The sequence below is a fragment of the Spirochaetota bacterium genome (assembly GCA_025061835.1).
GTDB lineage: Bacteria > Spirochaetota > Brevinematia > DTOW01 > DTOW01 > SKYB106.
In genome coordinates, this window is the sequence record JANXAC010000005.1 from 88,893 (window position 1) to 111,386 (window position 22,494).

Sequence of the window (22,494 nt, forward strand, 5' to 3'; positions counted from 1 at the left end):
GGAGAACTTGGTAAAAATTGATGTGAAATAACCTGCTTTTGCTTTGTGGGCAGAAGGAGGAAAATATGACAAACAGAAAAACTATAAATCACTTTATCAAAAACTTTTTTAGAAAATCAGTTATATGATTTATGGGATGATAGGAGTTAGTGGTTTTTCATCATACACTTTTGACTAGGAACCTGAATGAAATGAAGACTGATGAAATCACGGACAGAACTACACTTATAAGAACAGGTATCATTATATCATTAGTAGTTATGTAGAAGAACTCCTTTCTTATGAAGGACTTGAGTATATCGTATTGGTCTATCAACATTGAAGCGTAGTTTATGAAAACACTTTGTGAGATAAGGCTTGACACAACTGAAAACACGAAAACTATCGTTGTTATAAGTGTTAATATTGCGATGGATATATATAACTTATTTGCACCTAATAACCTTAGGAGAGATAGAAAATCTACCTTTGTTGCAACGAACAGCATAATTGATATAAATACTGAAACAACAGCAAATATACCAACAAGTATTATGAGACCAAGTATTATGTATGATATGAAAGACTTTATACTTTCAACAAAGACAGTTTTGTCTGTTGAGGTTTCAACGACAAAACCCATTCTCCTTATTTGAGATATTACATCGTTGACAAACTCATGAGACTTAACTTCTACATACAGCATAGAGTATGATGGTATATGGTTAGGAACTATCTGTTTCGTGAGGTATGTTGCAGCACTGATCGGCATACATATACTTAATGGTGGTATATTATCGCTTATACCTACAATAATACCCTCATTTTCAATGTATTTCTGTAATGTTTTGAAGCTTGACCTACCTGCATAGAATGTGAAAGTAAGTCCCTTCAACATATTCTCACTTACTGTAGGAGTTCCTTGACCTCTTGCAAAAGCAAGGTTATAGCCTTCTATTACTCCCTTAGGAACGACGAATGGTATTCGCTTCTCACCTTCCGTGTATTTGAAGGATAACCCTTTGAATATGTCTCTTTTTACTAGTTCAGCATCTACGCCGTAGGTTACCATATCCGACCTACCAACTATACCAAAAATTCTAAGTATAACACTACTTGGGAATGGTACTTCCATTATCCTGTATACCTTCTTGACTCCTTTGATCCTTGATATTCTTATGTAATCTTTTTGGAGTATCTGTGCTCCCTTTACATTGCCTGCGAATATGGTTTTAGGTATTATCTTTGGTGTTACTTTTATAGTATCTGGTGGTAATTTTGAACCTATACTTTCTTCAACAGTTTTGTTTATAGCGTTTCTAACCCCTAAGACGATTACAACGAAAGAAGAGAAAATAAATATTGAGATTGAAAGGAAAACTAGATAGATCTTTCCTTTCTGAAGCAGCAACTTGAGAGTATTTAAGAAGTTCAATGTTCTCCAAATCATATAAGATCTGTTTTTTCCCTCCAAACTTTAGCACCTAGTTTGGTAAGTTTATCTTCTATTTTTTCGTATCCTCTATCAACATGGTATAGTCTAAGCAATTCTCCTGTTCCTTCAGCCCCTAGAAGTGCTACTATCAGTCCTGCTCCTCCTCTTAAGTCTGAAGCCATAACGGTTGCAGAGTAAAGTTTAGGAACACCTCTTATTATTGCAGAAGCATTTTCTATAGTGATGTCTGCTCCCATTCTATTCATCTCCGCAGCGTGAGCAAATCTATTTTGAAAAACTCTCTCCGTTATCACACTAATACCTTTTGCTTTTGTCAAAACCGCCATAAGTGGTGCTTGTAGGTCTGTTGGAAACATTGGGTAGGGTAAAGTAATAACATTCACAGGTTCGTAACTTTCAGAACCTTTTACTAATATACTACTTTCTGATAGAACCTCAATCTTTGCTCCCATCTGTTTGAAAGTATTTATAGGTTCTGTTAAGTGATTGTGATTGGTATTATTCAAAACCACTTCTCCATTTGTCATCATAGTTGCTAGTATGTATGTTCCAGCCTCAATCCTATCGGGAATTACTTCATACTCACAACCTTTTAACTTATCAACACCTTCAACTACTATCGTATTCGTTCCGTGTCCTTTGATTTTTGCGCCACACTTTATGAGAAAGTTACATAGATCAACTACTTCAGGTTCCATTGCTGCATTATCAATAACAGTCGTGCCTCTTGCTAGAGTCGCTGCCATAATGACATTCTCAGTTGCAACAACGCTTGTCCCGTTAATCCCCATCATATTTACAAAGCCACCTGTAAGTCCTTCAGTCTCCGCTACAATATAACCATGCTCAACTTTAACGCCAGCACCTAGTATTCTCATCCCCTTAATATGTAAATCTACAGGTCTAGGACCTATTGCACAACCTCCTGGAAATGAAACTCTGGCTCTTTTCCTTTTGGCAAGAAGTGGTCCTAAAACCGCTATAGATGCTCTTATTTTCTTAACAATCTCATACGGTGCTTCGTAGGGCTCCTCGGTTTTAGTTTTTATAACCATCCTTCCGTTTGAGAAACTAACTTCTTTACCAAGCTTCTCCAGAAGATCCTTCATTACCCTTACATCAACAAGGTCGGGAACATTGTGAATAACAATATCATCTTCTACCAATATTGAAGCCGACATTATAGGTAGAACGGCGTTCTTGGAACCGCTTATATCAACCTCACCGAACAGTCTGTGTCCTCCCTCAACTACTAATTTATACATATTTATCTAACTTTATACTTCTTCTTGAACCTGTCTACCCTACCGCCCGTATCTACTATTTTTTTCTTACCAGTGTAAAAGGGATGACAATTTGAACATACTTCAATGTGTTCTTCTTCAAAAACAGATAATATTTCAATGGTATTACCACATCCACACTTGACTTTTGAGACTTTTAGAGCAGGATGAATGTTTTTCTTCATTTTTTATCTCCAAAAACTAGGATTTATTATATTATCTCTTAAAACTCTCTTTCAAGATATATAATTTCTGAACGTCTTCCGAGTTTTCTTGATAGTAAAGGTCTGGAAGTTAAAAATTTTATCTAGTGTTTGAGTAAGTAGAATGACGTATTTTCAGTTTGTCAAAAATCGCTTTTTCTCAAATAGGCTGGGTGTTGTAGGATTGAGTATTGTTGTAGTTTTAATTCTCATAGCGGTTTTTTCTCCTCTGATGGCAAATGATAAGCCAATATTCTGTGTAATTGATGGGAAGGTGTTTTTTCCTATTTTCATTGGTAGGACTGATGAAATTGACTTTTCAAAGGCTACTATAAAGATTATGCCTCCTATTCCTCATAATCCTTACACTATAAACTTGAGTAAAAAACTTCAACCGCCATCTTTAGAGCATCCTCTTGGAACGGATGACCTTGGAAGAGATGTATTGTCTAGGATAGTTTATGGAACTACAGTTTCAATATCTGTTGGGGTTGTTGCGGTTGGGACTGCCTTTATTATTGGGACTACTCTTGGACTACTTGCGGGATATTATAGGGGTATAGTTGATATGATAATAATGAGAGTGATAGAAGTTTTCATGACCTTTCCAACGTTATTCCTTATACTCACTATCCTTGCTTTCCTACCACCGAACATATATAACATAATGTTTGTGATAGGTATCACAGGATGGACAGGAGTTGCTAGGCTTGTCAGGGGGGAGACTTTAAGAGTTGTGAATATGGATTTTGTCAGAATATCAAAAATAACAGGTGTTAGCGATGTTTATATTCTTTTTAGACACATTCTACCAAACGCCATAAATCCTGCGCTTGTGTCTTTGGTTTTTGGAATTGCTGGTGCTGTTTTGGTTGAGTCTTCTTTGAGTTTTCTTGGGCTTGGTGTTCAGCCACCTACACCGAGTTGGGGAAACATATTGCTTCAAGGTAATCAATACATTGACTATGCATGGTGGCTTGCCGTTTTTCCGGGTATCGCTATATTCATAACCGTTACGTCTCTCAATCTTCTTGGTGAGGCATTGAGAGATGCTATGGATCCGAGAGTGTATATGGAGTAGAGTATGGTTTTGGGAATGAAGAATTTTCTTATTCTTGGTTTTACTCATAGGACGGGTTTCAATACTGCTAAATTCCTATCCGAAAATGGCTGTAATGTCTATATTTCTGACAAAGTAAGAGATGAAGAGAAGGAAAGATTGATACAAGAGTTGAGGGTAAGCGCAAAAGGAGAAGTTCATAACTTACTTGGTAGTGAGGATGTTAAACTTGATGATATTGAAATTATCATCTCAAGTCCTGGTGTTCCACTAACAAATCCAATAATACAGAAGGCTAACAAGATGGGTATTGAAGTGATAGGAGACATAGAACTTTTTTACAGACTTAAACCAAACATCAGATATGTAGCAATCACAGGCACAGACGGTAAGACTACAACAACTAACATAACATACAGAGTTTTGAGTGCTTATCATAAGAACACTTTCATAGGTGGTAATGTAGGAATACCAATTTTCTCACTATATGACGAGAATATTCAAACTCTCGTTCTGGAGATAAGTAGTTTTCAGATTGACACAACAAAGCATTTTAGACCGCAGGTTGGTGCAATAACGAATATAGCAAAAGACCATCTGGATAGATATGCTTCTTTTGAGGATTACATAAACTCAAAATTTTCACTCTTCAAAAATTCAACTTCTAGTGATGTTAGCATAGTAAACAAGTCTCTTACAAAATATGGTCAGTATAATACACTTAAGACTATGAAGGTTCTATTTTCTGCTTATGTAGGTAGGGAGGGTAGGAGTGAGAGAGAAGTTTATCTAGAAGGAAGCTATATTTGTATAGACGGTAAGAGGTTAATTGATACTAGTCGTATTAAACTTATTGGTAGGCATAATGTTGAGAATATAATGGTTTCAGTTGCTATAGGAGTTGAGTTAGGAGTACCAGTTGAGGTTATGGAGGAAGTTATATACTCCTTTTCTCCTCTTCCTCACAGGATGGAGTTTGTGAGAGAGATTGATGACGTGAGGTACATAAATGACTCAAAATCAACTACGATAAACTCCATGGTCAGTGCCGTTAGAAGTTTGGATAATCCTATAATACTCATAGTTGGTGGTCTTGACAAGGGAATGGACTTTGGGGATGCTGTTGATGTGATAAAGGAGAAAGTTAAGTTTGTTATTGCAATAGGTAGCACGAAGGATGTAATTGAAGAAAAGTTAAAGAAGTCTGGATACCAAAACATCTACAAGTCTCAAACTCTTGAAGAGGCTGTTTATAAAGCAAGGGAAGTAGCAAAAAGAGGTGATGTTGTTTTGTTTTCTCCTGCTTATGCAAGTTTTGATATGTTTAAAAACTACGAGGATAGGGGTGATAAGTTTAAGGGTATAGTGAATAGTATCACCTAGGTTCTGTTAGAGTTGATAGTGTTCAAAAATTAATAATCTCTTCCGAATTTTTGAAACTAATATAAATTTTGACTGTAGTTTTTAGGGACAGTAAGATGTGAGTAGGTTGAGCAAGTTGTTTTTGGCATTGTGTTTTATTTACTTCTTCTGGTGATGAATTTACGGGAAGATAAGGGAGGCTTTATTAGTATTAGGACTACGCTCAGGGTGTACGTGGAACGGAGTAACAGGAAAGTTCAAGGACTTGCGAACTGCATAAACAAGGAATTTTATGTGGATAAGGAACACTTTGGTAATTTTGTCTAGTGTATTTGGTGGTATGGTTATAGTGGTTATGGGTTTTTAGTGGTTATGGGTTTTGCGTTGTGGGATAGGAGGACAATGATTGAGAGGGTTAGGAGAGAGACAGTTTAGGGAGTTGAAAGTTGGGGCAAAATTGTTGATGTTATTAATACTCTTCAAGATTCAGCGGACAATCCGAAACTCGCTGAAGTGATGAGAAAATTCAGACTTATGTAAGTTCTAAAACACTTCTTCGACTACTATGTCATCTCTCGTTCCAAACTTCTTATCAGGCCCTGCACTCTTTATAACTACCTTGTTGCCAGAAACTTGAAAAGAATACTCTGTGTTCCATTCGTCATACATTGCGTTTGACTTTATGTATCCTTCATCAACGAGAGTTTTCAGACTTCTTGGTAGAGAATAGGTTGATAGTCTATAACTATACATTGATGCTATTATACCTTTCATCTCAATTTCTGTTGCTCGCTTTCGTGTTGCTTCTTCGGCTCTAAAAAGGTTTGGTATCGCAATCGTTAGCAGTATTCCAATTATCGCAAGAACGATCAAAATCTCTATCAGAGAAAACGCTCTTTCGCTTCCTAAAGTGATAAGCATACCAAAAATTATTATTTAATATACAGTGGTTGTTTTGGAAATTAATTTCATCTTCGTTTGGCTCTTTAGGTGTATTCAAAAGAATAAACAAGTTTTGAAAGTTAAATTCATTCTTACTAGGTATAGCTAAAGAACTTTATAGATGTAGTTAGAAGTGTGTAGATGAGTTATTTTGAATTATTATCACTTTAGTTGGTTTTTGAGGATAATTTTATTTTATTATAACCAATTGTGTGGGATTGTTATGAGTAGGCTTTTATACTTGGTTGCTCTTATTGTTGTTGTTTCTGTTAATGGATTTTCACAGATTAACTTTTCAGCATTTGACCCTACAAGGAGTTGGAAAAAGGTTGAGACAAAATATTTTGAGATATACTATTCTGAGACATCTCAAAAAACTGCTATGAGGCTCTATACGATAGCGGATGAGGTTTATGAAGTCTTGAGTAGAAAGATTAATGTTGAGTTTTCGTATAAATTTCCTGTTGTAGTTGTGAATCAAAGTGATCTTCCGAATGGTTTTTATTCTCCTATACCTTGGCCGTTTATAGTTATATACACATCAAGGATAGGTATTCTAGATGAATTTGCTTTTGATGATGATATTAAAGGTATTTTTGCTCACGAACTTACACACGCACTCGCTATTGAAGAAGCTAACGGAATATTCTGGAAGGTGTTAAGGTTTATATTTGGCTACTATATAGTTCCAAACATCTATCTACCTGGTGTCTTCATAGAGTCTGTAACTACCTTCAACGAAAGCACTTGGGGGTATGGTAGAGTTAATGATCCGGTATTTAGAGATAAAATTTTAAGTGAGGTGTACTACGGGAAGTTTAGGTATTTTAGTAAAGCGAATCTAGTAAATGAGTTTCCATATGATGGCTGGTATCTATATGGTGGAATGTTTTTTGATTACCTTGCTAGGAAGTATGGTTATGACAAAACACAGAAGTTTTATAAAGAAAATTCATACTATTTACCTCTTTTTTACCATCTTTCATTCTACAATACTTTTCAATCAGACCTAGGTAAAGAGTGGAGTGAATTTGAGAGTTATCTAAAGACAAACCTCTCCTTGAGAGGCTTTACAAACAATTTTTCAAGATTGACAACTGAAGGTGGATACAAGGATGATATTAAGGTATATAAAGACTTCTTGATATACTCTCAGAGAAGGTGTAAGGGTGAGTTAAACTCGCTAAAGTATTTGAACTTGAAGACTGGTAGAAGAGGATTTTTGATTTATGGGAGAAGTATAAAGAAATTTGATGTCAAGGATGATACTATTGCTTTTATTGAAGTCGTCTCTTCAAAGTATTACACAAAGACAATTCTAAAGGTTGGTAGAATTTTAGACAATAATGACACAATTAGTCTAGTAGAAGAAGTTAATACAGCGATTGAAGGGGTTTATGATGTTAGTATTGTAAGTAGAGATAGGATAATCGCTCTGGTTGATTATGATACGGAGAGTAGGGTAGTGGAAATTAATTCTTCTTACAAGTCAAGAAACTTGATTGTAAGTGATAAAGTTTTCTACAGGATTATAGAGGCGAATGGTAGTCTGATTGCTTTAGCTGAGAGGGAAGATGGTAGGGATAAAATAAGACTTCTTAACAGTAATCTTGATACAATAGCGGTTATAACGAATTTTGACCTGATTTATGGTTTGAGTATTGAAGGTCAAGGTGTATTGTTCTCGGCTTCTCATGGTCAGAAGGTAGATGTTTTTTATTACAACCTGAATGATAAGTCAATTACAAGAGTTGTATCATCTCTATTTAGTTTCACATATCCTGTGAGGTATAATGATAAAATTTTAGGGATCTCGTTGTCAGAGGTGGGTTTTGATGTATTTGAAACGAAAACGATAGTTGAGAACTTCAATCCTGAACCAAGAGAGTTGATAAAATACAATATAGAAGTGAAGGATGTGAAGACATTTACTACGAATGTATCTCCTGAAGGGTATAGTTATCTAAACAAAATAACTTTACTATCTGCTTTGATGACATTCTTTCCTTCGCTAGCATTTAATCCTGATTTTTCTGTTAGGAAGCTAGGGGTGTATTTCAATTTTTATGATGAGCCTTTGGAGTTTAGAAGTTTCTATGTGGAATTTACTTGGAATTTTAACGCAAGGACGATTGACTATGACCTCTCGTTCAAAGAGTCAGGAATACCTTACATTATACTTGATTTTAGGGTGTTTAGAGATAACATAGATACTAACTTTAACCTAACTCAAAGGCTTAATTCAAGGAACTACAACTATGATATTTTTACATTTGACTATTTTAGGTTTAGGATAACTGGTAGTTTTGGTGATAACTACATTACCTTATATCCGTTTATATCATTTTCTTTACCATCCTACAATGGCAGGATGGATTTTGAGGTTTTATTTCCTGAATATAGGTTTGTTGACTCACAGCAGGGGTTTGTATCGCCATATTTCACTGTTGGTTTTACGATTGATGGTGCTTATGCGAGTGTTGGTTCAGTTGCGCCGTTTGAGGAAGGATTTGTGTTCAACATGAACTCCAAGATAGCCAGTAAAGACTTTGATTCACAAGAAGATATACTGGTTTTGAATAACTCTCTATTTTATGCCTTTAGGTTATGGGCTAATAATGTGGTGAGATTTGGTATTAACTTGAGGAATGCTTTAATATCTAGCCTTGATGGTGTTTTTTATTATGATGGCTATTTCTTTGAAGAGATTTTTCCGGTAGAGGAAGGTAGTATTTCTACTATAGACCTTTCTACCTATGCAAGATATGTTGACAGTGCGAATAATTTTCTTTCATCAGAGGTTAGGTTTTATCTCAAGTTTTTTGAGATAAATGAAGGTGTGTGGCCTATTTTTTTCACATCTGTTTGGAGTGAATTTGGTGCTAGGGGTGGGGTGTTGTTTGATAGTCTTGATTATGTTATGAACAGAAGTATCGCTAGTGAAGTTTTCGGTGGATTGTTCTTTAGTCCAAACTTTATAGGTATTATTGACAACAAAGTTGGTGTTGAAACAGTTTATAATCTGCTTGATGGAAAAGTTAGTATGAATATTTATGTTAATCTTCAGTTAGGTATGTAAGAAACTGATTACTCTTAGAATTTAGTTTGAGTTTTGGGATGATTTTACTTAATTTTATTGAAATCTATATCAGTTTTTTTTAAAACTACTTAAGAGTGAGGTTGGATTATGAATGGAATATATTTCTTTAGTCAAGAAGGTTTTAGAACAAGACCTACGGATATATCAAAAATAGGGGTTAGAGGTGAGAGAATACTTGAACTTGTAGATTTAAAACTTCCTATACCTCCGGGGTTATTGATAGATAGCGATAGAGTTAAGTCGCTTGACACAAAATCAATCAACTTCATACTTGAAAATGTTAAGGATATTTCTAAAATAACTGGGCGGAAGTTAGGAGATCCTAGCGCTCCTCTGTTTCTGAAACTTGTTGTTAGTCCAGACCTTAAACTTGTTAAGTTTCCGGGAGTAAGGTTCATAGGAATAAATGATGATACCTTTGATCTACTCAAAGAGAAGATAGATGAGAAATTTGCCTATATAGCATACTGTTCTTTTCTTGAGGAAATGGCTAGGTTTGGTGCGGAGTATAGGCCTGACGTATTTACATCACTACCGGAGCCCGATGACCTTAAGTCGCTATCTTTAGATGAACTGAAACAAAGGTATGAGGATGACAAGAAAGGAATTGAGAAGAATATTCCTAGCGATCTAGAGGAGAGGATTGCTTATGTGTTGCAGCAGATGTCTGCTATCGCTAAAATCAACACTGATGTTGATATGGGTGTTCTACTACAGGATATGGTTCTAGGCAACTACTCTGAGACATCATTTACGGGGTACTTCTATACTAGAAACATTGTGAATGGTGAGCCAAGGATACAGGGTAAAGCGTTCCTCCGTGAATACTTCATAAGAGAGGATGATAAGGGAATTGATATTACAGAGGTTGAAAAAGATTATCTTGAAGAACTTCAAAGTTTTGCTAGAGCACTAGAAGAGAGATATAAGGAGATAAGGTATGTAATGGTTGTGAAAGAGACTGGAAAGTTATGGGTTATAGAGCAGGATACTGTTCAAAATAGGTCTTCACAGGCAGACATAAAACTTTATATGGATTTACTCAAAAAAGGTATAATTGACGAGAAGTTCATAATTGATAGGATAAATCCAGGGCATCTGGTAGAATTACTACATAAAACAATAGATATTGAATGGATAAAGAACAATAAAGTCAAGTATGTATCTGGTGGTATAGCGGGTTCTCCTGGTGTTGCGACGGGTAGAGTATTCTTCTCAACGGAGAGACTTATGGATGAATACAATAGAGCACTGAAGATGGGATTAGATACTAGACTGATACTTGTTATGCCAGCGACATACGCTGAGGATGTTAAGGCTATAGAAGTTGGTCAAGGTGTTCTTACTACCGAAGGTGGATACGCATCTCATGCACCTGTGGTTGCGAGATCGCTAGGGAAGGTAAGTCTTGTAAATCCTAAAATAAATTTAGGTCCAAACTACTTTGAGGTTGATGGTATAAGAGTTAATGAAGGAGATTATATAACATTAGAAGTTCCATTCTACGACGCACCAAAGATATACTTTGGTGAGGTAAAAACTATAGAACCAGACTTTGACAAAAACGGGTTGCTTGACTTCCTTAAGATAGTTGATAAATACATAACTCCAGACTTTGTTGTTAGGGCAAATGCAGACCAACCGAGAGAAGCGATGCTTTCAAGAAAATTAGGTGCAAAAGGTATTGGTCTTTGTAGGACAGAACACATGTTCTTCGCTAAAGAGAGATTACCTATATTCCAAGAACTTATAATTTCGGATAGCTATGAGAAAAGAAAGGAAATACTAGACCAACTAAAGGAGTTTCAGAAGAAAGACTTTATGGATCTGTTTGTAGCGATGAGTGGAGAGCCAGTAACTATAAGACTACTTGATGCACCATTACACGAATTCCTGCCGCATAATGACAAGGAACTGGATGAATTTTATGATTTTTTGAAGTCTAAGAAATACAAAATATCAAAGGAAAAGTTAGCTGAGATATGTAATCTTAAGAGAGAAGTAAATCCGATGCTAGGGCACAGGGGTGTTAGAGTTGCTATAACTTATCCAGAGATATATGAAATGCAGGCATCTGCTATAGCTGAGGCAGCGATAGAAGTTAAAAAGAATGGATTTGACCCTATACCTGAGATAATGATACCTGTTGTTATGAACTATAGGGAGCTGAGTTTTACGATATATGGTAAGTATATGGAAGGTAGAAGAGTAAGGGGTATAAAGGAGATTGTTGAGGATATTATTAAAGATAGTGGTTTGAACATTAAGGTAAAGTATGGATCAATGATAGAGATACCTTCTGCTGCATTACATTCAGATAAGATTGCTATGTTCGCAGAATTTGTAAGCTATGGAACGAACGATTTAACGCAAACAACCTATGGACTCTCAAGAGATGATATATCTTCGTTCCTGCCTGACTATACTGAGATGGATATACTTGATGATAACCCGTTCAAGGTTCTTGGAGAGGAAGTAGCAGAGCTGATAACTATATCTGTCCATAGAGCTAGAATGGTTAGACCTGATATAAAGATAGGTCTCTGTGGAGAGCATGGGGCAGACCCAGTAAATATTGAGTTTCTCAAGAATGTAGGATTAGATTACGTATCAGTATCTCCTTACAGTATACCATTAGCTAAACTAGCAATAGCCAAAATAAACGCACTGAAACAATAGAAATAGTTCCTGTTTTTATATTCATTATCTTGCTTTGAAGGATAAAGGACTTAAGAGATCTTGGAATAGGGTTATTTTCAAATACTGTAAGTTTCTGAAGTTTAGGATAAGTTACTACCTATGGTATTTACCTTTGAGATAGGTAAAGGAGTAAGTATTTATATACATCTTCAAGTGACTTTGCGTCTATCACAGGTTCTCTTTGTCTGTAGTCAATACTTTTTCCTGCTACTTCTTTACTCCAGCCTTCAACGAAACTACACGCAATTATGGTCTTATTGAATTGCCATGCGTAAGCTATTTCAGATAGTGTTCCAGCACCACCACCTACGACAACAACAATATCTGCAGATAGAACATTTATATAATTTCTTGCGAAACCTATTCCTGTAGGTATAACTACCGTAGCGAAACTTGTTGCATTTTCAAGCGTATCATAAGGAGTTATAGCAATTACAATACCTCCTTCCTCAAATGCACCTCTGCTAGCCCAATCCATAACTCCATCACGCCCCCCAGTTATCAGAACCCAGCCGTTTCTAGCGATAAACTTTCCTATCTCGTAAGCAACTCTGTTTCTATCGCTAAAATCACCACTATCCCCTATAACCAAAACTTGCTTCTTTCTGTTCATAAACTTTTAGTTCGTTTGTTGAATGACTAACTCTATTAAGTTTGCTATCATCATTGATTCTGAATCGGAATAGTTGTTTGTAAAGTTTGAGTATAATTCTCTTGCCTTTTCTAGGTTTCCGAGATTGTAGTTTATCTCTGCTGATTTTATTATGGAGATAGGTGCTAGAAAGGATTTTGGATAGTTTTTGTAGATACTTTCATAGTGCTTTAACGCATCGTCAAACATACTCATCTCTTCAAGTGTCTGTGCTACATTGTAGATTGCTACTATCCTCAAAAACTCTGAACTTGAATTTGTTGCCTTTGAGTAGTATGATAGTGCTCTATCATACGCTCTACTTTCAGAGTTATAGTAAATATCTCCAAGAATTATGTTTGCTATTGCGACAATCTTGTAGTTTTTACCAGTGTCTGATATTTCCTGTAATGTGGTTAAAAAATTCTGAAAGTTCTGTTCTAATGTTTGGTTGTCTCTTTGAGAATTTATATAATTGAAGTAGGCGACATCAAATTTCACCTTTAGTTCTTCTTCCTCTGATGTTATTATGGAGATGTAAATTAGAATGCCAACAATGACGACTACTAATACACCGGCGACTATAGTTAGTGTTAACCAATTTTGTTTCAAGAAGTCATAAACTGAGTATAGGAGTTTAATTATATCATTCATTTACTACTCTCCTTATCTTGACTTTTTTTGGGTTTTTAAGGATTTTGTCTTACTTGAATTTTGAACCTTTGTTGAAGATATTGATAGACCTTTCATTTTCAGAAGGTCTGCTAGAGTTCCTTTCTTTACCTCTGCCGGCTCCGATATAACAAACTCTTTCTTTGCTTCTTCTATCTGTTTTTTCTCCAGTGCTTTTATACTGAGTTCTACTATTTTCTCTGACGGAACTACTCTCATCACCATAGCATTTACGGTATCTCCTACCTTGAACTTTTCTTTGTGATCAACCCCTCTCTCAAGAGAGACTTGAGAAGCAAGTATATAGCCAACAACTTCACCACCTAGTTCAACAATTAGTCTATCATCTCTAACTTCCTTTACAGTGCCGCTGACAACTGACCCTTTGTAGTTTGTTTGAGCGAATCGTTCCCAGGGATTGCCCTCTAATCTCTTTACACTGAGATGAAGTAGTCTATTATTTTTGTCTATCTTCGTTATTAAAGCTTCTACCATTTGTCCTTTAGAATATATCTTTCTTAGATTTATGTCCTCTTGTTTCCAAGATACCTCTTCTTTTCTTAAAATACCTTCAATCACATCGGTTATTCCTATGAATACGGAGTTGTCAGTTATTGTATTAACTCTACCTCTTACTACTTGGCCTTTCTTGTATTTCTCTTCAATGTTTTCCCAAGGGTCAGGAACGAGTTGCTTGACACCTAGTTTTACAAGCCTTCTATCTTTGTCGAAAGATAGTATTTTGGCTTTGATATTATCACCAACTTTAAACTCTTCTTTTAGCGACTTCACTCTTCTACTCCAAGAAACTTCGGTATCTCTTATTAAACCCCTGACACCATCAGAAATTTCAACGATACCATATCTATCTCTTAGTAATACAATTCTTCCTTGAACTATATCTCCTTCCTTATGTTCGGCGAGGAAGTCTTCAAAAGGATCTCTCTCTATCTGTTTCCTTCCGACTCTGATCCTGCCTTTGTCTCTCTGTACCTCTAAAACCTTGACTGTCATCTTGTCTCCTATATTAACTATGCTCTGTATGTCAGATATTTTTTTCCAAGACAAGTCATTTATTGACATCAATCCTGGTACACCGTCAATGTCAAGAACTATATACTTTTCTGCAATCTTCTTAACAACACCTTCAACCTCATCACCTACATTGATGGTTGAGAAAAATTCTTCCATCTTCTTTTTGAGTTGTTCCTGGAGTAGTACTTTCCTTGATACTATGAACTGTCCTTCTCTTTTGTTTATTATCTTAAACTCAAATTCCTTACCTACATAAGTTTGAGGGTCAACACTGATCCTTGTAAGCTCTACATGGGATGCTGGTAGAAATCCTTTAAGGTTTGTTCCAAGGTCTACTAGGAAGCCCTTAAGAGTCTTTATTTTGCTATCTTTTATTGACTGATTCTCGTAAAGGACTTTGACAACTTTACCAATTACAAACTCACCAGAAGAATACTTTGATTTTAGATCCTCTATACGCTCTTTCCTAGCAGCAACGAACCTTGAACCAATAGTTCCATTTGAAGTGTTAGTGATTGCAATTTTTACTCTTTCACCTACCTTAGGAGGATGTTCAAATTCGTTTATAGGAACTGCGACTTCGGACTTGAAACCGCAATCAATGAATACATCCCTTTCTCCGACTAGGACAACCTCTCCTTCCACTATCTTTGCATCCTTGAAAAACTCAAATGACTCTGCCATATCTCTTTCACCTTGAAACGATAAGAGATTGTAAAAATAAATATCAGCATATTTCAAGATAAATTTAACTTTTTTGGAATGAAGTCTGAGATCCTATTAAGGATTTTTACGACTCTATTATGAATCTATTATGAAGTAGTAGGTAGTGGAATTACAGATAATACAGTTTATGAGATTACTAGTTATGAGATTACTAGACTGGAAGTGCTAACAGCAGGTTCGTTTTATCAGTTTTAAATTTTGACAAGTCTTGCTCATCTGAATTTGAAACTGATTTCTGCTTCTGTTAAAATTCTTCTTACATTTCAGAGGTTTGTATGGGTAGAGTGATATACAGGGTAGGTAAGGTTGTTAGTGATAAGATGGACAAGACAAGGGTCGTGGTTTATGAATACTATCGTATGCATCCAAAGTATAAAAAGTTTGTTAAGAAAAAAACAAAATACTATGTTCACGATGAAAATAATGAGAGTAGGGTTGGGGACTTAGTGAAGATAAAATTTACAAGACCATTAAGCAAACTTAAGAGATGGAGACTTGTTGAGATAGTTGAAAAGTCTCAAAGAACAGAAGAGGCTAATGTTTAGGAGGTAGCCTATGGTTCAACTTACAACTTATCTTAATGTCGCAGATAATACTGGTGCTAAGGAAATTATGTGTATTAAGGTTCTTCCGGGTAGGAAGAAGTATGCCACCGTCGGAGATGTTATCATCGCTAGTGTTAAGAAAGCGTTACCTAATGGAATAGTCAAGAAAGGTGAAGTTGTGAAAGCAGTTGTTGTAAGGGTCAAAAAAGAGATAAGAAGACCTGAAGGTTCTTATGTTAGGTTTGATGATAACGCTGCAGTGATAATAGACAATTTTGGTATGCCTAGGGGAACGAGAGTCTTCGGTCCTGTTGCGAGAGAGTTAAGGTATAAGAATTTTACTAAAATTCTCTCACTTGCTCCAGAAGTTGTGTAGGGGGTAGTATGGCAAAGGAAAAAGTTAAAACAAGACTAAAGAAAGGAGATGTTGTTATCGTGATAGCTGGTAGAGACAAAGGTAAAATCGGTGAGATATTAGAAATAGATGGAGATAGAGCTTATGTCAAAGGGGTTAATATGGTGAAGAAGACCTTAAGAAAAACCAAAGATAATCCGAAAGGTGGGATAATTACAACTGAAGGTAAGATACACCTTTCAAACATAATGATATACAATAAAAAGATTGGTAAAGGTGATAGGATAGGTGTTAAGATTGTCAATGGCAAAAAAGTTAGAGTTTTCAAAAAAACTGGTGACTATATAGATAAAATCTAGGTGGAGGTAGAGTATGGCGAAGAAAAAGTCAGTTATTGAGACAGGTCAGGGAGTGGACATAAGAACATTTACTCCGATGTCAAAAAAACTGTACGAAACTGAAGTTGTCAAGAAACTTATGGACGAGTTTGGATACAAATCAGTAATGGCAGTTCCTAAACTTGAGAAGATAGTTGTAAATGTTGGATGGGGTGAAGCGATTACTGACCCAGATTCACTTGATGTCGTTGTAGATGAAATTACTCTGATGACAGGACAGAGAGCGGTTAAAACCTATGCTAAAAAGTCAATATCAAACTTCAAAATAAGAAAAGGTCAAGCAATCGGTGCTAAAGTTACTTTGAGAAAGATACTAATGTATAACTTCCTTGATGTTCTTATACACATTGCATTGCCAAGAACAAAGGACTTCAATGGAGTTAGCACTAAAGGATTTGATGGTAGGGGTAATTTTTCATTCTCTATAAAGGAGCAGGTCGTCTTTCCTTCAATAAAGTATGATATGATAAAACAGATACACGGTCTTGATGTTACGATAGTAACAACGGCAAGAACCGATGTAGAAGCATACAAACTCTTGAAGTATCTAGGATTTCCGTTTAAGGAGAAAGATTAGGAGGTGTTATGGCAAAGAAATCTCTAGTTGTTAAGCAACAAAAGGAACCAAAGTTTAAAGTGAGAAAGTACAACAGGTGTAAAATATGTGGTAGAGTAAGAGGTTATATAAGAGACTATGGTGTTTGTAGAATGTGTTTTAGAGAGCTTGCTCATAGAGGACTCTTGCCCGGTATTAGAAAAGCGTCTTGGTAAGGAGGTATTATGGGTCTTATAGCAGATACTATCGGTGATGCTTTGAATAGGATAAGAAATGCTAGTAATCAAAAACATAGTTATGTTCTCGTCAAAAAATCTAAATTCTTAGCAAGAATTCTTGATATATTAGTTCAGAATGGCTACATAGAATCCTATGAAGAAAGCGAGGATAACAAGTACTTCCTCAAGGTGAATTTAAAGTATTATGAGGGTAAGCCTGTGATAAGAGAGATAAAGGTTTTGAGTCATTTGTCAAGAAGAATTTATATTGGATACAGAGATATTAGTCCGTTTAAGAACAATCTGGGAATAGTGATCATTTCTACGCCTAAAGGTGTGATGACTACTACTGAAGCAAAGAAACTAAAAGTTGGTGGAATGTTAGTTTGTTCGGTTTGGTAGGAGGAGTTTATGTCAAGGGTTGGTAAAAAACCAGTTGAGATACCTAGTGACGTCAGTGTTTCAATTAATAACAATACTCTAATAGTCAAAGGAAAACTTGGAGAACTTAAGTTGGATATAAATCCTGTTGTTGATGTGAGAATAGACGGAAATAAGATTATTGTCTCTCCAAAAGCGGATACTAAGTTTGCTAGAGCTATGTGGGGGACTACCAGGGCGCTTATAAATAACATGGTTGTAGGTGTTTCAAAAGGTTATTCAAAGGTTTTACAACTCGTTGGTGTTGGATACAGGGCTAGGCTTGAAGGCAATAAACTAGTCTTGAATGTAGGGTATTCTCATCCTGTTGAGTTTGTGCCGCCGCAGGGTATAAAGTTTAATGTTGAGGAACAAGTAAAGATCACTGTCAGTGGATACGACAAAGCACTCGTAGGTCAAGTTTCGGCTAATATTAGAGCAATTAGAAAACCTGAACCTTACAAAGGTAAGGGTATAAGGTATGAAAATGAAGTTATAGTTCTCAAAGAAGGTAAGAAGACTAAGTAATGGAGGTGTAGGATGATAAACAAAGTTGCTTTGAAGAATGAAAGAAGAGATAGGAGAAAGAAGAGAGTTAGAAAGAATATATTTGGTCTTCCTAATATTCCTAGGGTCTCCATATTTAGGTCAAATAAGTATATCTACGCTCAAGCCATAGATGATGTTAATGGTAGGACACTTGTGAGTGTTTCTTCCATATCAAAGGAACTAGATAAGAAACTTGGTGATACGATTGAAGACGCAAAAGTTCTCGGTGGTCTTATGGCAAAGAAGCTCTTGGGTATTGGTATCAATAAAATTGTATTTGATAGGAACTTTTACAAGTATCACGGCGTTGTTAAAGCATTTGCGGACGCTATGAGAGAAGGAGGAATTCAGTTCTAGGAGGGTATTTATGGCAGAAGATAAGAATTTTAGAGAAAAGGTGTTGATGGTAAGAAGGGTTGCTAAAGTTGTAGAAGGTGGTAAGAGATTACACTTTAACGCACTCGTTGCAGTTGGTGATGGAGACTCTATGGTCGGTATCGGTTATTCAACTGCTAACGAACTTATAGATGCTGTTAGAAAAGCAATAAACAAAGCCAAGAAAAATATGTTTAAAGTCAAGTTTCAAGGAAAGAATAGAACCATACCGCACGAGGTTGAAATTTCATACAAATCCTGTAAATTGGTTATGAAACCTGCTGCTCCTGGAACTGGTGTTATTGCAGAGACAAACTTAAGAAGTATTCTTGAACTAGCAGGATACCACGATGTTGTTACAAAGATAATCGGCTCAACTAATCCAGTGTTGGTTTCAAAGATAGCGGTTATGGCTCTAAACTCACTTGAGACATACGAAGAAGTTGCCGCTAGAAGAGGTATCTCTGTTAGAGATATTTTTGAAAGTGTGAAAGGGGCGTAGGTGTTATCCAAATCAGTCTGTCGGATGACACCTTTTAAGGTAGGATTTAAGTTCTAGCACTGTTTTAAACAGTATTGGAGGTAGGCATTATGATTAGACTTAAAAGACCGAAATATGTTAAGAAGCCGGTAAGAAAGGGTATTGGTATAGGTTCAGGTATAGGTAAGACCTCTGGCAGAGGTGGTAAAGGACAGACTGTCAGGGGTAGGGGTAAAGTTGCACCATACTTTGAAGGAGGTCAAACGCCACTATACAGAAGAATACCAAAAAGAGGATTTAACTCAAAGTTTAAAGTAGAGTATGATATTGTAAATGTTGAAAGACTGAATGTTTTCTCCGATGGAGATGAAGTGAATGTTGAGACATTGAAAATGAAAGGACTTGTAAAGGGTAAGAAACCTGTCAAAATTCTAGGGAATGGAGAACTGAAAGTAAAGAAACTCATCGTTAAGGTCAATAAAGTGTCTGCTTCAGCAAAGGAAAAGTTGGAGAAAAACGGTTGTGTAATAAACCTAGTTTAGAGTTTTCTAGAACATTTCTAAATTCTTGTTGGGATTTGTTGTTTTTGAACCTCTGATTTTTGCGAGTGTGTTAAAATATCATCAAAAATACAGATGTGTATCATAGGTATCTTGGGCAAGATACAGAGAATTTTGATAGTGTTGTAGTTTCTTCAGAACTATTTGATAAGGTAGTTGAGAAGCACTCGGTTGATGACCTTGAGTTTATAACCTACAGTCTAATTATTGACGGTGGAACTAGAGATTTGTTGAGACACAACAACAGTCTTCCAGTTGCAGTAATGGATAAGATACTCAATAGGGGCGTATATACTCTGTTTTCTAGAAAAGTTGAGAATGCTATCAAGAGTGATATTATTAATAACCTTAAAGACCTAGGTCTTGAGAAGGCTAAAGAAATGATATTACAGTCAAGCAAGGATGATTATTATAGAAATCAAAAGTTTGTTGGTACGAACTAAAAGATAAGGCTTTGACAACGAAGAGTCTAATATCATCAATAATAGAGATAAACTCAACCCTCTTGAGTATAAAAGATACCTACGAGGAAATTTTAGATGAATTGGAGGACAGTAATTCTGAAATCAAGGATAACACTAAAAACGCAATGAATACAGTTAATAAGATTGAGCAAAACCTAGAACAGACTAAAATGGATGTTAATTACTTAAAGAATGAACTCATTAGGTTGGAAACAAAGATCGGAGATGTAGAAAAGAGTATGATGTTAAACCAAAATTCTTTGATAAATACACTTGAAAATTTGTCAGAACAACTTGATGATATAAGAAGAGCCCAGAGAGTTACTTCTATTACTCTTACGATTGTACTGGTTTTAGTTTTCCTAGCACTAGGATTAGTGATAACTCTTCTACTGATTTAGTGTTTATAGTGCTTGTAGAAGTAGTTGAATATCTTTCAAAAATTAAGTTTGTAAATTACAATCTACATTTTTACTTTACAACAACCTTCCTGACAATATTCTTGTCACCTTTTCTGAATACTATGAATAGTATGGATGAGTTTTTGTAGGTTTGTGGTATCAAATACTTTCTTCCGTTTTCTTCTTGACCTAGAGTGAAGGGTATTCTGTTGTAGTCTTTGTCAAGTATTTCAACATTGTCATAGTCTCCTTCTATGAATATCTTATCACCTTTGTTTGCGAAGGTTGGATATACTACAATTTCATCTCTTCTCTGTGTAGTGATTTCTAGAACTTCTGAAAACGAGTTACCAACTTCGTCTTCTATCGTAAATAGAAGTTCTATTTTGTCCTCATTACCTGTGTAGAAGGAGACAGTGCCATCAGGTGATACAGTAGTTGGAATATTCCCAACAACAGATAATCTTACTTTTCTACCATAACCAGATTTTACTTCAAACCTTACAGTGTGAAAAGAATTTTTAAAAAACTTTTCAGGTTTATGTATTCTGTATGAAAACGGAGGTAGTATTACAAAGTTCGTTATGTAAAAATTACTGTAAGAAAAGACTAGTAAAGAGTTATTTGAAAGGTCTCTCAACAGGTTATCAAGGTAAAACCTTGCTCTGAAAACATCACCTTCCTTGTAAAGTGTTATGTATCTGGTTTCGTTTCCAGTTGATAGAGTTATGTAAGTTAGTTCTTGTTCTAGGGGAGTATAAAGTTTAACATCAACAATCTCATCCAACCTTATGTATCTTCTGTTGTCGTTTATCACTAGTAAAGGTTGGTTTGACGAATAGATTGTGATGCTTACTGGTGTTAGTTCTCTTGTTGTATCATTGAAAACTGAGGTTATATTGAAAACACCGGGAGTATCTGGCACTGTAAAGTAAATAGCATTTGTTAGATTTGAGATTATTGTTATAGAAGTGTATATATCCTGATTGGAAGCAATCAGAGAAACAACTCTTTGAAGGTTTCTACCTTCTAGTCTGTTTGTTTCAAAGGCTTGAGAGACTATGTTTGTCTTGAAGAAAGTAGTTGAAGACAATGTATCAACACTTTTACCACTCCTACTAAAGTGATAGAGAAAATCCTTGATATACCTTCTTGCTATGGTAGGGTTATTTTTAATAACAATTATATTCTCTTCATTGTTTTCTTCTGCGTTTTTTGAGAAGTTGTAGGAACCTGTTATAACAATCGCTTTGCTAGGGTCATCTTCGTAGTAATTTAGTATCATGTATTTGTTATGTAGGATTTTATACTCTTGGTCTAGAACGAAGTTATCAGGTTTTTTGCTTTGGAAGTATCTGAATGCTGAATATTGACCGAAGGCGTGTCCCCAATCAAACACACCATATACATCTCTTGTGTCGCTAAGTTCGTATATTATGTTGAATAACTCCGAGTTGGTAGAGAATGAATAGATACAGAAGAAGACATTTGATGCTTCGCTTATGAGTTGTATCATTCTATCCTTTATCTTGTTTCTATCGGAGTATGAGAAATAGACTTCTAGATTTTCTGTGGAGTGTAGGTATGGTGGTGGGTCTTTCTTCTGTTTTCCCATCCTGCTTTCTGAAGGGTTGAAGTTGAAACCGCTGCTTCCCCATTCTTCGTTGAACTCTTGAATGTAGATATTTGCTATGTCTATGTTGTTTTTCACAACAACTATGTTGTTATACTGGAATAGGCTTGCTGATTGTGTGAAATTGAAAGAACCTGTGATTACAGTATTGTTGACAGGAGATGATAGAGTGTCGTAGTCAATTACTAAAAACTTACTATGGTGTTGTCTTGGATTTTGCTTGAAACCTTTTGACCTAAGGTCATTGAATACATTGATATTTTCTAGGCTATCAAGTAAGTCAAGTTTAGTATTCCAGTAGTCGCTATCAACTATAATTCTTATTTTAACTCCTCTGTTGTTTGCGTTGATCAAAGCGGATGTTATGTCTGGGTCATCAAAAGAGTAGGC

24 protein-coding genes are annotated in these 22,494 nt (G+C 35.7%); 16 read left to right on the plus strand and 8 right to left on the minus strand.

Annotated elements, in window-relative coordinates; translation table 11 throughout:
• Window positions 1-160 precede the first annotated feature (160 nt).
• The 3 genes from NZ579_03370 to rpmE are packed head-to-tail and all read right to left on the minus strand — an operon-like array spanning window position 161 to window position 2,903.
• Window positions 161-1,429 (minus strand): hypothetical protein, encoded by a 1,269-nt coding sequence (locus NZ579_03370; GenBank protein MCS7298989.1) that lies wholly within the window; start codon window positions 1,427-1,429, stop codon window positions 161-163.
• Window positions 1,426-2,700 carry a UDP-N-acetylglucosamine 1-carboxyvinyltransferase gene (gene murA, locus NZ579_03375; protein ID MCS7298990.1) on the minus strand — a complete coding sequence of 425 codons (1,275 nt, stop codon included), beginning with the start codon at window positions 2,698-2,700 and terminating at the stop codon, window positions 1,426-1,428. The genes NZ579_03370 and murA overlap by 4 nt, the downstream gene beginning before the upstream one ends.
• Window positions 2,701-2,702: 2 nt before the next feature.
• Window positions 2,703-2,903 carry a 50S ribosomal protein L31 gene (gene rpmE, locus NZ579_03380; GenBank protein ID MCS7298991.1) on the minus strand — a complete coding sequence of 67 codons (201 nt, stop codon included), beginning with the start codon at window positions 2,901-2,903 and terminating at the stop codon, window positions 2,703-2,705.
• Between the two features lie 142 nt (window positions 2,904-3,045).
• Between rpmE and NZ579_03385 the strand changes: the two genes are divergently transcribed.
• Both NZ579_03385 and murD read left to right on the plus strand, forming a co-directional pair.
• A complete protein-coding gene (locus NZ579_03385) occupies window positions 3,046-4,002 on the plus strand; it encodes an ABC transporter permease (GenBank protein MCS7298992.1) in 957 nt (318 codons plus the stop codon).
• A 3-nt stretch (window positions 4,003-4,005) separates the two neighbouring features.
• The gene (murD, locus tag NZ579_03390; GenBank protein MCS7298993.1) at window positions 4,006-5,364 is read left to right on the plus strand and encodes a UDP-N-acetylmuramoyl-L-alanine--D-glutamate ligase; all 1,359 of its coding nucleotides are present in this window, start codon (window positions 4,006-4,008) and stop codon (window positions 5,362-5,364) included.
• Between the two features lie 522 nt (window positions 5,365-5,886).
• On the opposite strand, the gene NZ579_03395 is transcribed toward murD, so the two are convergent.
• Window positions 5,887-6,264, minus strand: a complete 378-nt coding sequence (locus NZ579_03395) for a type II secretion system protein GspG (protein ID MCS7298994.1) — start codon at window positions 6,262-6,264, stop codon at window positions 5,887-5,889.
• 244 nt (window positions 6,265-6,508) lie between these two features.
• Here NZ579_03395 and NZ579_03400 point away from each other — a divergent pair, with 244 nt between their 5' ends.
• Together NZ579_03400 and NZ579_03405 are read left to right on the plus strand one after the other, a co-directional pair.
• A complete protein-coding gene (locus NZ579_03400) occupies window positions 6,509-9,364 on the plus strand; it encodes a hypothetical protein (protein ID MCS7298995.1) in 2,856 nt (951 codons plus the stop codon).
• Between the two features lie 108 nt (window positions 9,365-9,472).
• Entirely contained in the window at window positions 9,473-12,064 is a 2,592-nt protein-coding gene (locus tag NZ579_03405) for a PEP-utilizing enzyme (GenBank protein ID MCS7298996.1), read from the plus strand.
• Window positions 12,065-12,191: 127 nt separating this feature from the next.
• On the opposite strand, the gene NZ579_03410 is transcribed toward NZ579_03405, so the two are convergent.
• Genes NZ579_03410 through NZ579_03420 form a run of 3 tightly spaced genes read right to left on the minus strand, consistent with a single transcriptional unit; the run spans window position 12,192 to window position 15,107 of the window.
• Entirely contained in the window at window positions 12,192-12,698 is a 507-nt protein-coding gene (locus tag NZ579_03410) for a TIGR00725 family protein (GenBank protein ID MCS7298997.1), read from the minus strand.
• Between the two features lie 6 nt (window positions 12,699-12,704).
• On the minus strand, window positions 12,705-13,370 hold the full coding sequence (locus NZ579_03415) for a tetratricopeptide repeat protein (protein MCS7298998.1): 666 nt from the start codon (window positions 13,368-13,370) through the stop codon (window positions 12,705-12,707).
• 12 nt (window positions 13,371-13,382) lie between these two features.
• A complete protein-coding gene (locus NZ579_03420) occupies window positions 13,383-15,107 on the minus strand; it encodes a S1 RNA-binding domain-containing protein (protein MCS7298999.1) in 1,725 nt (574 codons plus the stop codon).
• Between the two features lie 317 nt (window positions 15,108-15,424).
• Here NZ579_03420 and rpsQ point away from each other — a divergent pair, with 317 nt between their 5' ends.
• The 12 genes from rpsQ to NZ579_03480 all read left to right on the plus strand — a co-directional run bounded on the left by rpsQ (window position 15,425) and on the right by NZ579_03480 (window position 20,471).
• Window positions 15,425-15,694, plus strand: coding sequence for a 30S ribosomal protein S17 (gene rpsQ / locus NZ579_03425; GenBank protein MCS7299000.1), 270 nt, complete (start codon window positions 15,425-15,427; stop codon window positions 15,692-15,694).
• A gap of 10 nt (window positions 15,695-15,704) precedes the next feature.
• Window positions 15,705-16,070 (plus strand): 50S ribosomal protein L14, encoded by a 366-nt coding sequence (gene rplN / locus NZ579_03430; protein MCS7299001.1) that lies wholly within the window; start codon window positions 15,705-15,707, stop codon window positions 16,068-16,070.
• Window positions 16,071-16,078: 8 nt separating this feature from the next.
• Window positions 16,079-16,408: a 50S ribosomal protein L24 gene (rplX, locus tag NZ579_03435; GenBank protein MCS7299002.1), complete on the plus strand. Its 330-nt coding sequence runs from the start codon at window positions 16,079-16,081 to the stop codon at window positions 16,406-16,408.
• 76 nt (window positions 16,409-16,484) lie between these two features.
• Window positions 16,485-17,024 carry a 50S ribosomal protein L5 gene (gene rplE / locus NZ579_03440; GenBank protein MCS7299003.1) on the plus strand — a complete coding sequence of 180 codons (540 nt, stop codon included), beginning with the start codon at window positions 16,485-16,487 and terminating at the stop codon, window positions 17,022-17,024.
• Window positions 17,025-17,032: 8 nt separating this feature from the next.
• Window positions 17,033-17,218, plus strand: a complete 186-nt coding sequence (locus NZ579_03445) for a type Z 30S ribosomal protein S14 (GenBank protein ID MCS7299004.1) — start codon at window positions 17,033-17,035, stop codon at window positions 17,216-17,218.
• Window positions 17,219-17,227: 9 nt separating this feature from the next.
• Window positions 17,228-17,623 (plus strand): 30S ribosomal protein S8, encoded by a 396-nt coding sequence (gene rpsH / locus NZ579_03450; GenBank protein MCS7299005.1) that lies wholly within the window; start codon window positions 17,228-17,230, stop codon window positions 17,621-17,623.
• A gap of 9 nt (window positions 17,624-17,632) precedes the next feature.
• Window positions 17,633-18,169, plus strand: coding sequence for a 50S ribosomal protein L6 (rplF, locus tag NZ579_03455; protein MCS7299006.1), 537 nt, complete (start codon window positions 17,633-17,635; stop codon window positions 18,167-18,169).
• 12 nt (window positions 18,170-18,181) lie between these two features.
• On the plus strand, window positions 18,182-18,547 hold the full coding sequence (rplR, locus tag NZ579_03460) for a 50S ribosomal protein L18 (GenBank protein MCS7299007.1): 366 nt from the start codon (window positions 18,182-18,184) through the stop codon (window positions 18,545-18,547).
• A 10-nt stretch (window positions 18,548-18,557) separates the two neighbouring features.
• Complete coding sequence (gene rpsE / locus NZ579_03465; protein MCS7299008.1) at window positions 18,558-19,067, plus strand: 30S ribosomal protein S5; 510 nt, start codon at window positions 18,558-18,560, stop codon at window positions 19,065-19,067.
• 89 nt (window positions 19,068-19,156) lie between these two features.
• Window positions 19,157-19,588, plus strand: a complete 432-nt coding sequence (gene rplO / locus NZ579_03470; GenBank protein ID MCS7299009.1) for a 50S ribosomal protein L15 — start codon at window positions 19,157-19,159, stop codon at window positions 19,586-19,588.
• Between the two features lie 95 nt (window positions 19,589-19,683).
• On the plus strand, window positions 19,684-20,049 hold the full coding sequence (locus NZ579_03475; protein MCS7299010.1) for a hypothetical protein: 366 nt from the start codon (window positions 19,684-19,686) through the stop codon (window positions 20,047-20,049).
• An 11-nt stretch (window positions 20,050-20,060) separates the two neighbouring features.
• Window positions 20,061-20,471, plus strand: a complete 411-nt coding sequence (locus NZ579_03480; GenBank protein ID MCS7299011.1) for a hypothetical protein — start codon at window positions 20,061-20,063, stop codon at window positions 20,469-20,471.
• A 70-nt stretch (window positions 20,472-20,541) separates the two neighbouring features.
• Here the strand turns inward: NZ579_03480 and NZ579_03485 are convergent.
• Window positions 20,542-22,494: phospholipase D-like domain-containing protein (locus tag NZ579_03485; protein MCS7299012.1), on the minus strand; the 1,953-nt coding region annotated here is incomplete at its 5' end.

Excerpts from the sequence above, each read along its gene's own strand:
- NZ579_03370 (MCS7298989.1), bottom strand. The coding sequence starts at position 1,429 with ATGATTTGGAGAACATTGAACTTCTTAAATACTCTCAAGTTGCTGCTT.
- murA (MCS7298990.1), bottom strand. The coding sequence starts at position 2,700 with ATGTATAAATTAGTAGTTGAGGGAGGACACAGACTGTTCGGTGAGGTT.
- rpmE (MCS7298991.1), bottom strand. The coding sequence starts at position 2,903 with ATGAAGAAAAACATTCATCCTGCTCTAAAAGTCTCAAAAGTCAAGTGT.
- NZ579_03385 (MCS7298992.1), top strand. The coding sequence starts at position 3,046 with ATGACGTATTTTCAGTTTGTCAAAAATCGCTTTTTCTCAAATAGGCTG.
- murD (MCS7298993.1), top strand. The coding sequence starts at position 4,006 with ATGGTTTTGGGAATGAAGAATTTTCTTATTCTTGGTTTTACTCATAGG.
- NZ579_03395 (MCS7298994.1), bottom strand. The coding sequence starts at position 6,264 with ATGCTTATCACTTTAGGAAGCGAAAGAGCGTTTTCTCTGATAGAGATT.
- NZ579_03400 (MCS7298995.1), top strand. The coding sequence starts at position 6,509 with ATGAGTAGGCTTTTATACTTGGTTGCTCTTATTGTTGTTGTTTCTGTT.
- NZ579_03405 (MCS7298996.1), top strand. The coding sequence starts at position 9,473 with ATGAATGGAATATATTTCTTTAGTCAAGAAGGTTTTAGAACAAGACCT.
- NZ579_03410 (MCS7298997.1), bottom strand. The coding sequence starts at position 12,698 with ATGAACAGAAAGAAGCAAGTTTTGGTTATAGGGGATAGTGGTGATTTT.
- NZ579_03415 (MCS7298998.1), bottom strand. The coding sequence starts at position 13,370 with ATGAATGATATAATTAAACTCCTATACTCAGTTTATGACTTCTTGAAA.
- NZ579_03420 (MCS7298999.1), bottom strand. The coding sequence starts at position 15,107 with ATGGCAGAGTCATTTGAGTTTTTCAAGGATGCAAAGATAGTGGAAGGA.
- rpsQ (MCS7299000.1), top strand. The coding sequence starts at position 15,425 with ATGGGTAGAGTGATATACAGGGTAGGTAAGGTTGTTAGTGATAAGATG.
- rplN (MCS7299001.1), top strand. The coding sequence starts at position 15,705 with ATGGTTCAACTTACAACTTATCTTAATGTCGCAGATAATACTGGTGCT.
- rplX (MCS7299002.1), top strand. The coding sequence starts at position 16,079 with ATGGCAAAGGAAAAAGTTAAAACAAGACTAAAGAAAGGAGATGTTGTT.
- rplE (MCS7299003.1), top strand. The coding sequence starts at position 16,485 with ATGTCAAAAAAACTGTACGAAACTGAAGTTGTCAAGAAACTTATGGAC.
- NZ579_03445 (MCS7299004.1), top strand. The coding sequence starts at position 17,033 with ATGGCAAAGAAATCTCTAGTTGTTAAGCAACAAAAGGAACCAAAGTTT.
- rpsH (MCS7299005.1), top strand. The coding sequence starts at position 17,228 with ATGGGTCTTATAGCAGATACTATCGGTGATGCTTTGAATAGGATAAGA.
- rplF (MCS7299006.1), top strand. The coding sequence starts at position 17,633 with ATGTCAAGGGTTGGTAAAAAACCAGTTGAGATACCTAGTGACGTCAGT.
- rplR (MCS7299007.1), top strand. The coding sequence starts at position 18,182 with ATGATAAACAAAGTTGCTTTGAAGAATGAAAGAAGAGATAGGAGAAAG.
- rpsE (MCS7299008.1), top strand. The coding sequence starts at position 18,558 with ATGGCAGAAGATAAGAATTTTAGAGAAAAGGTGTTGATGGTAAGAAGG.
- rplO (MCS7299009.1), top strand. The coding sequence starts at position 19,157 with ATGATTAGACTTAAAAGACCGAAATATGTTAAGAAGCCGGTAAGAAAG.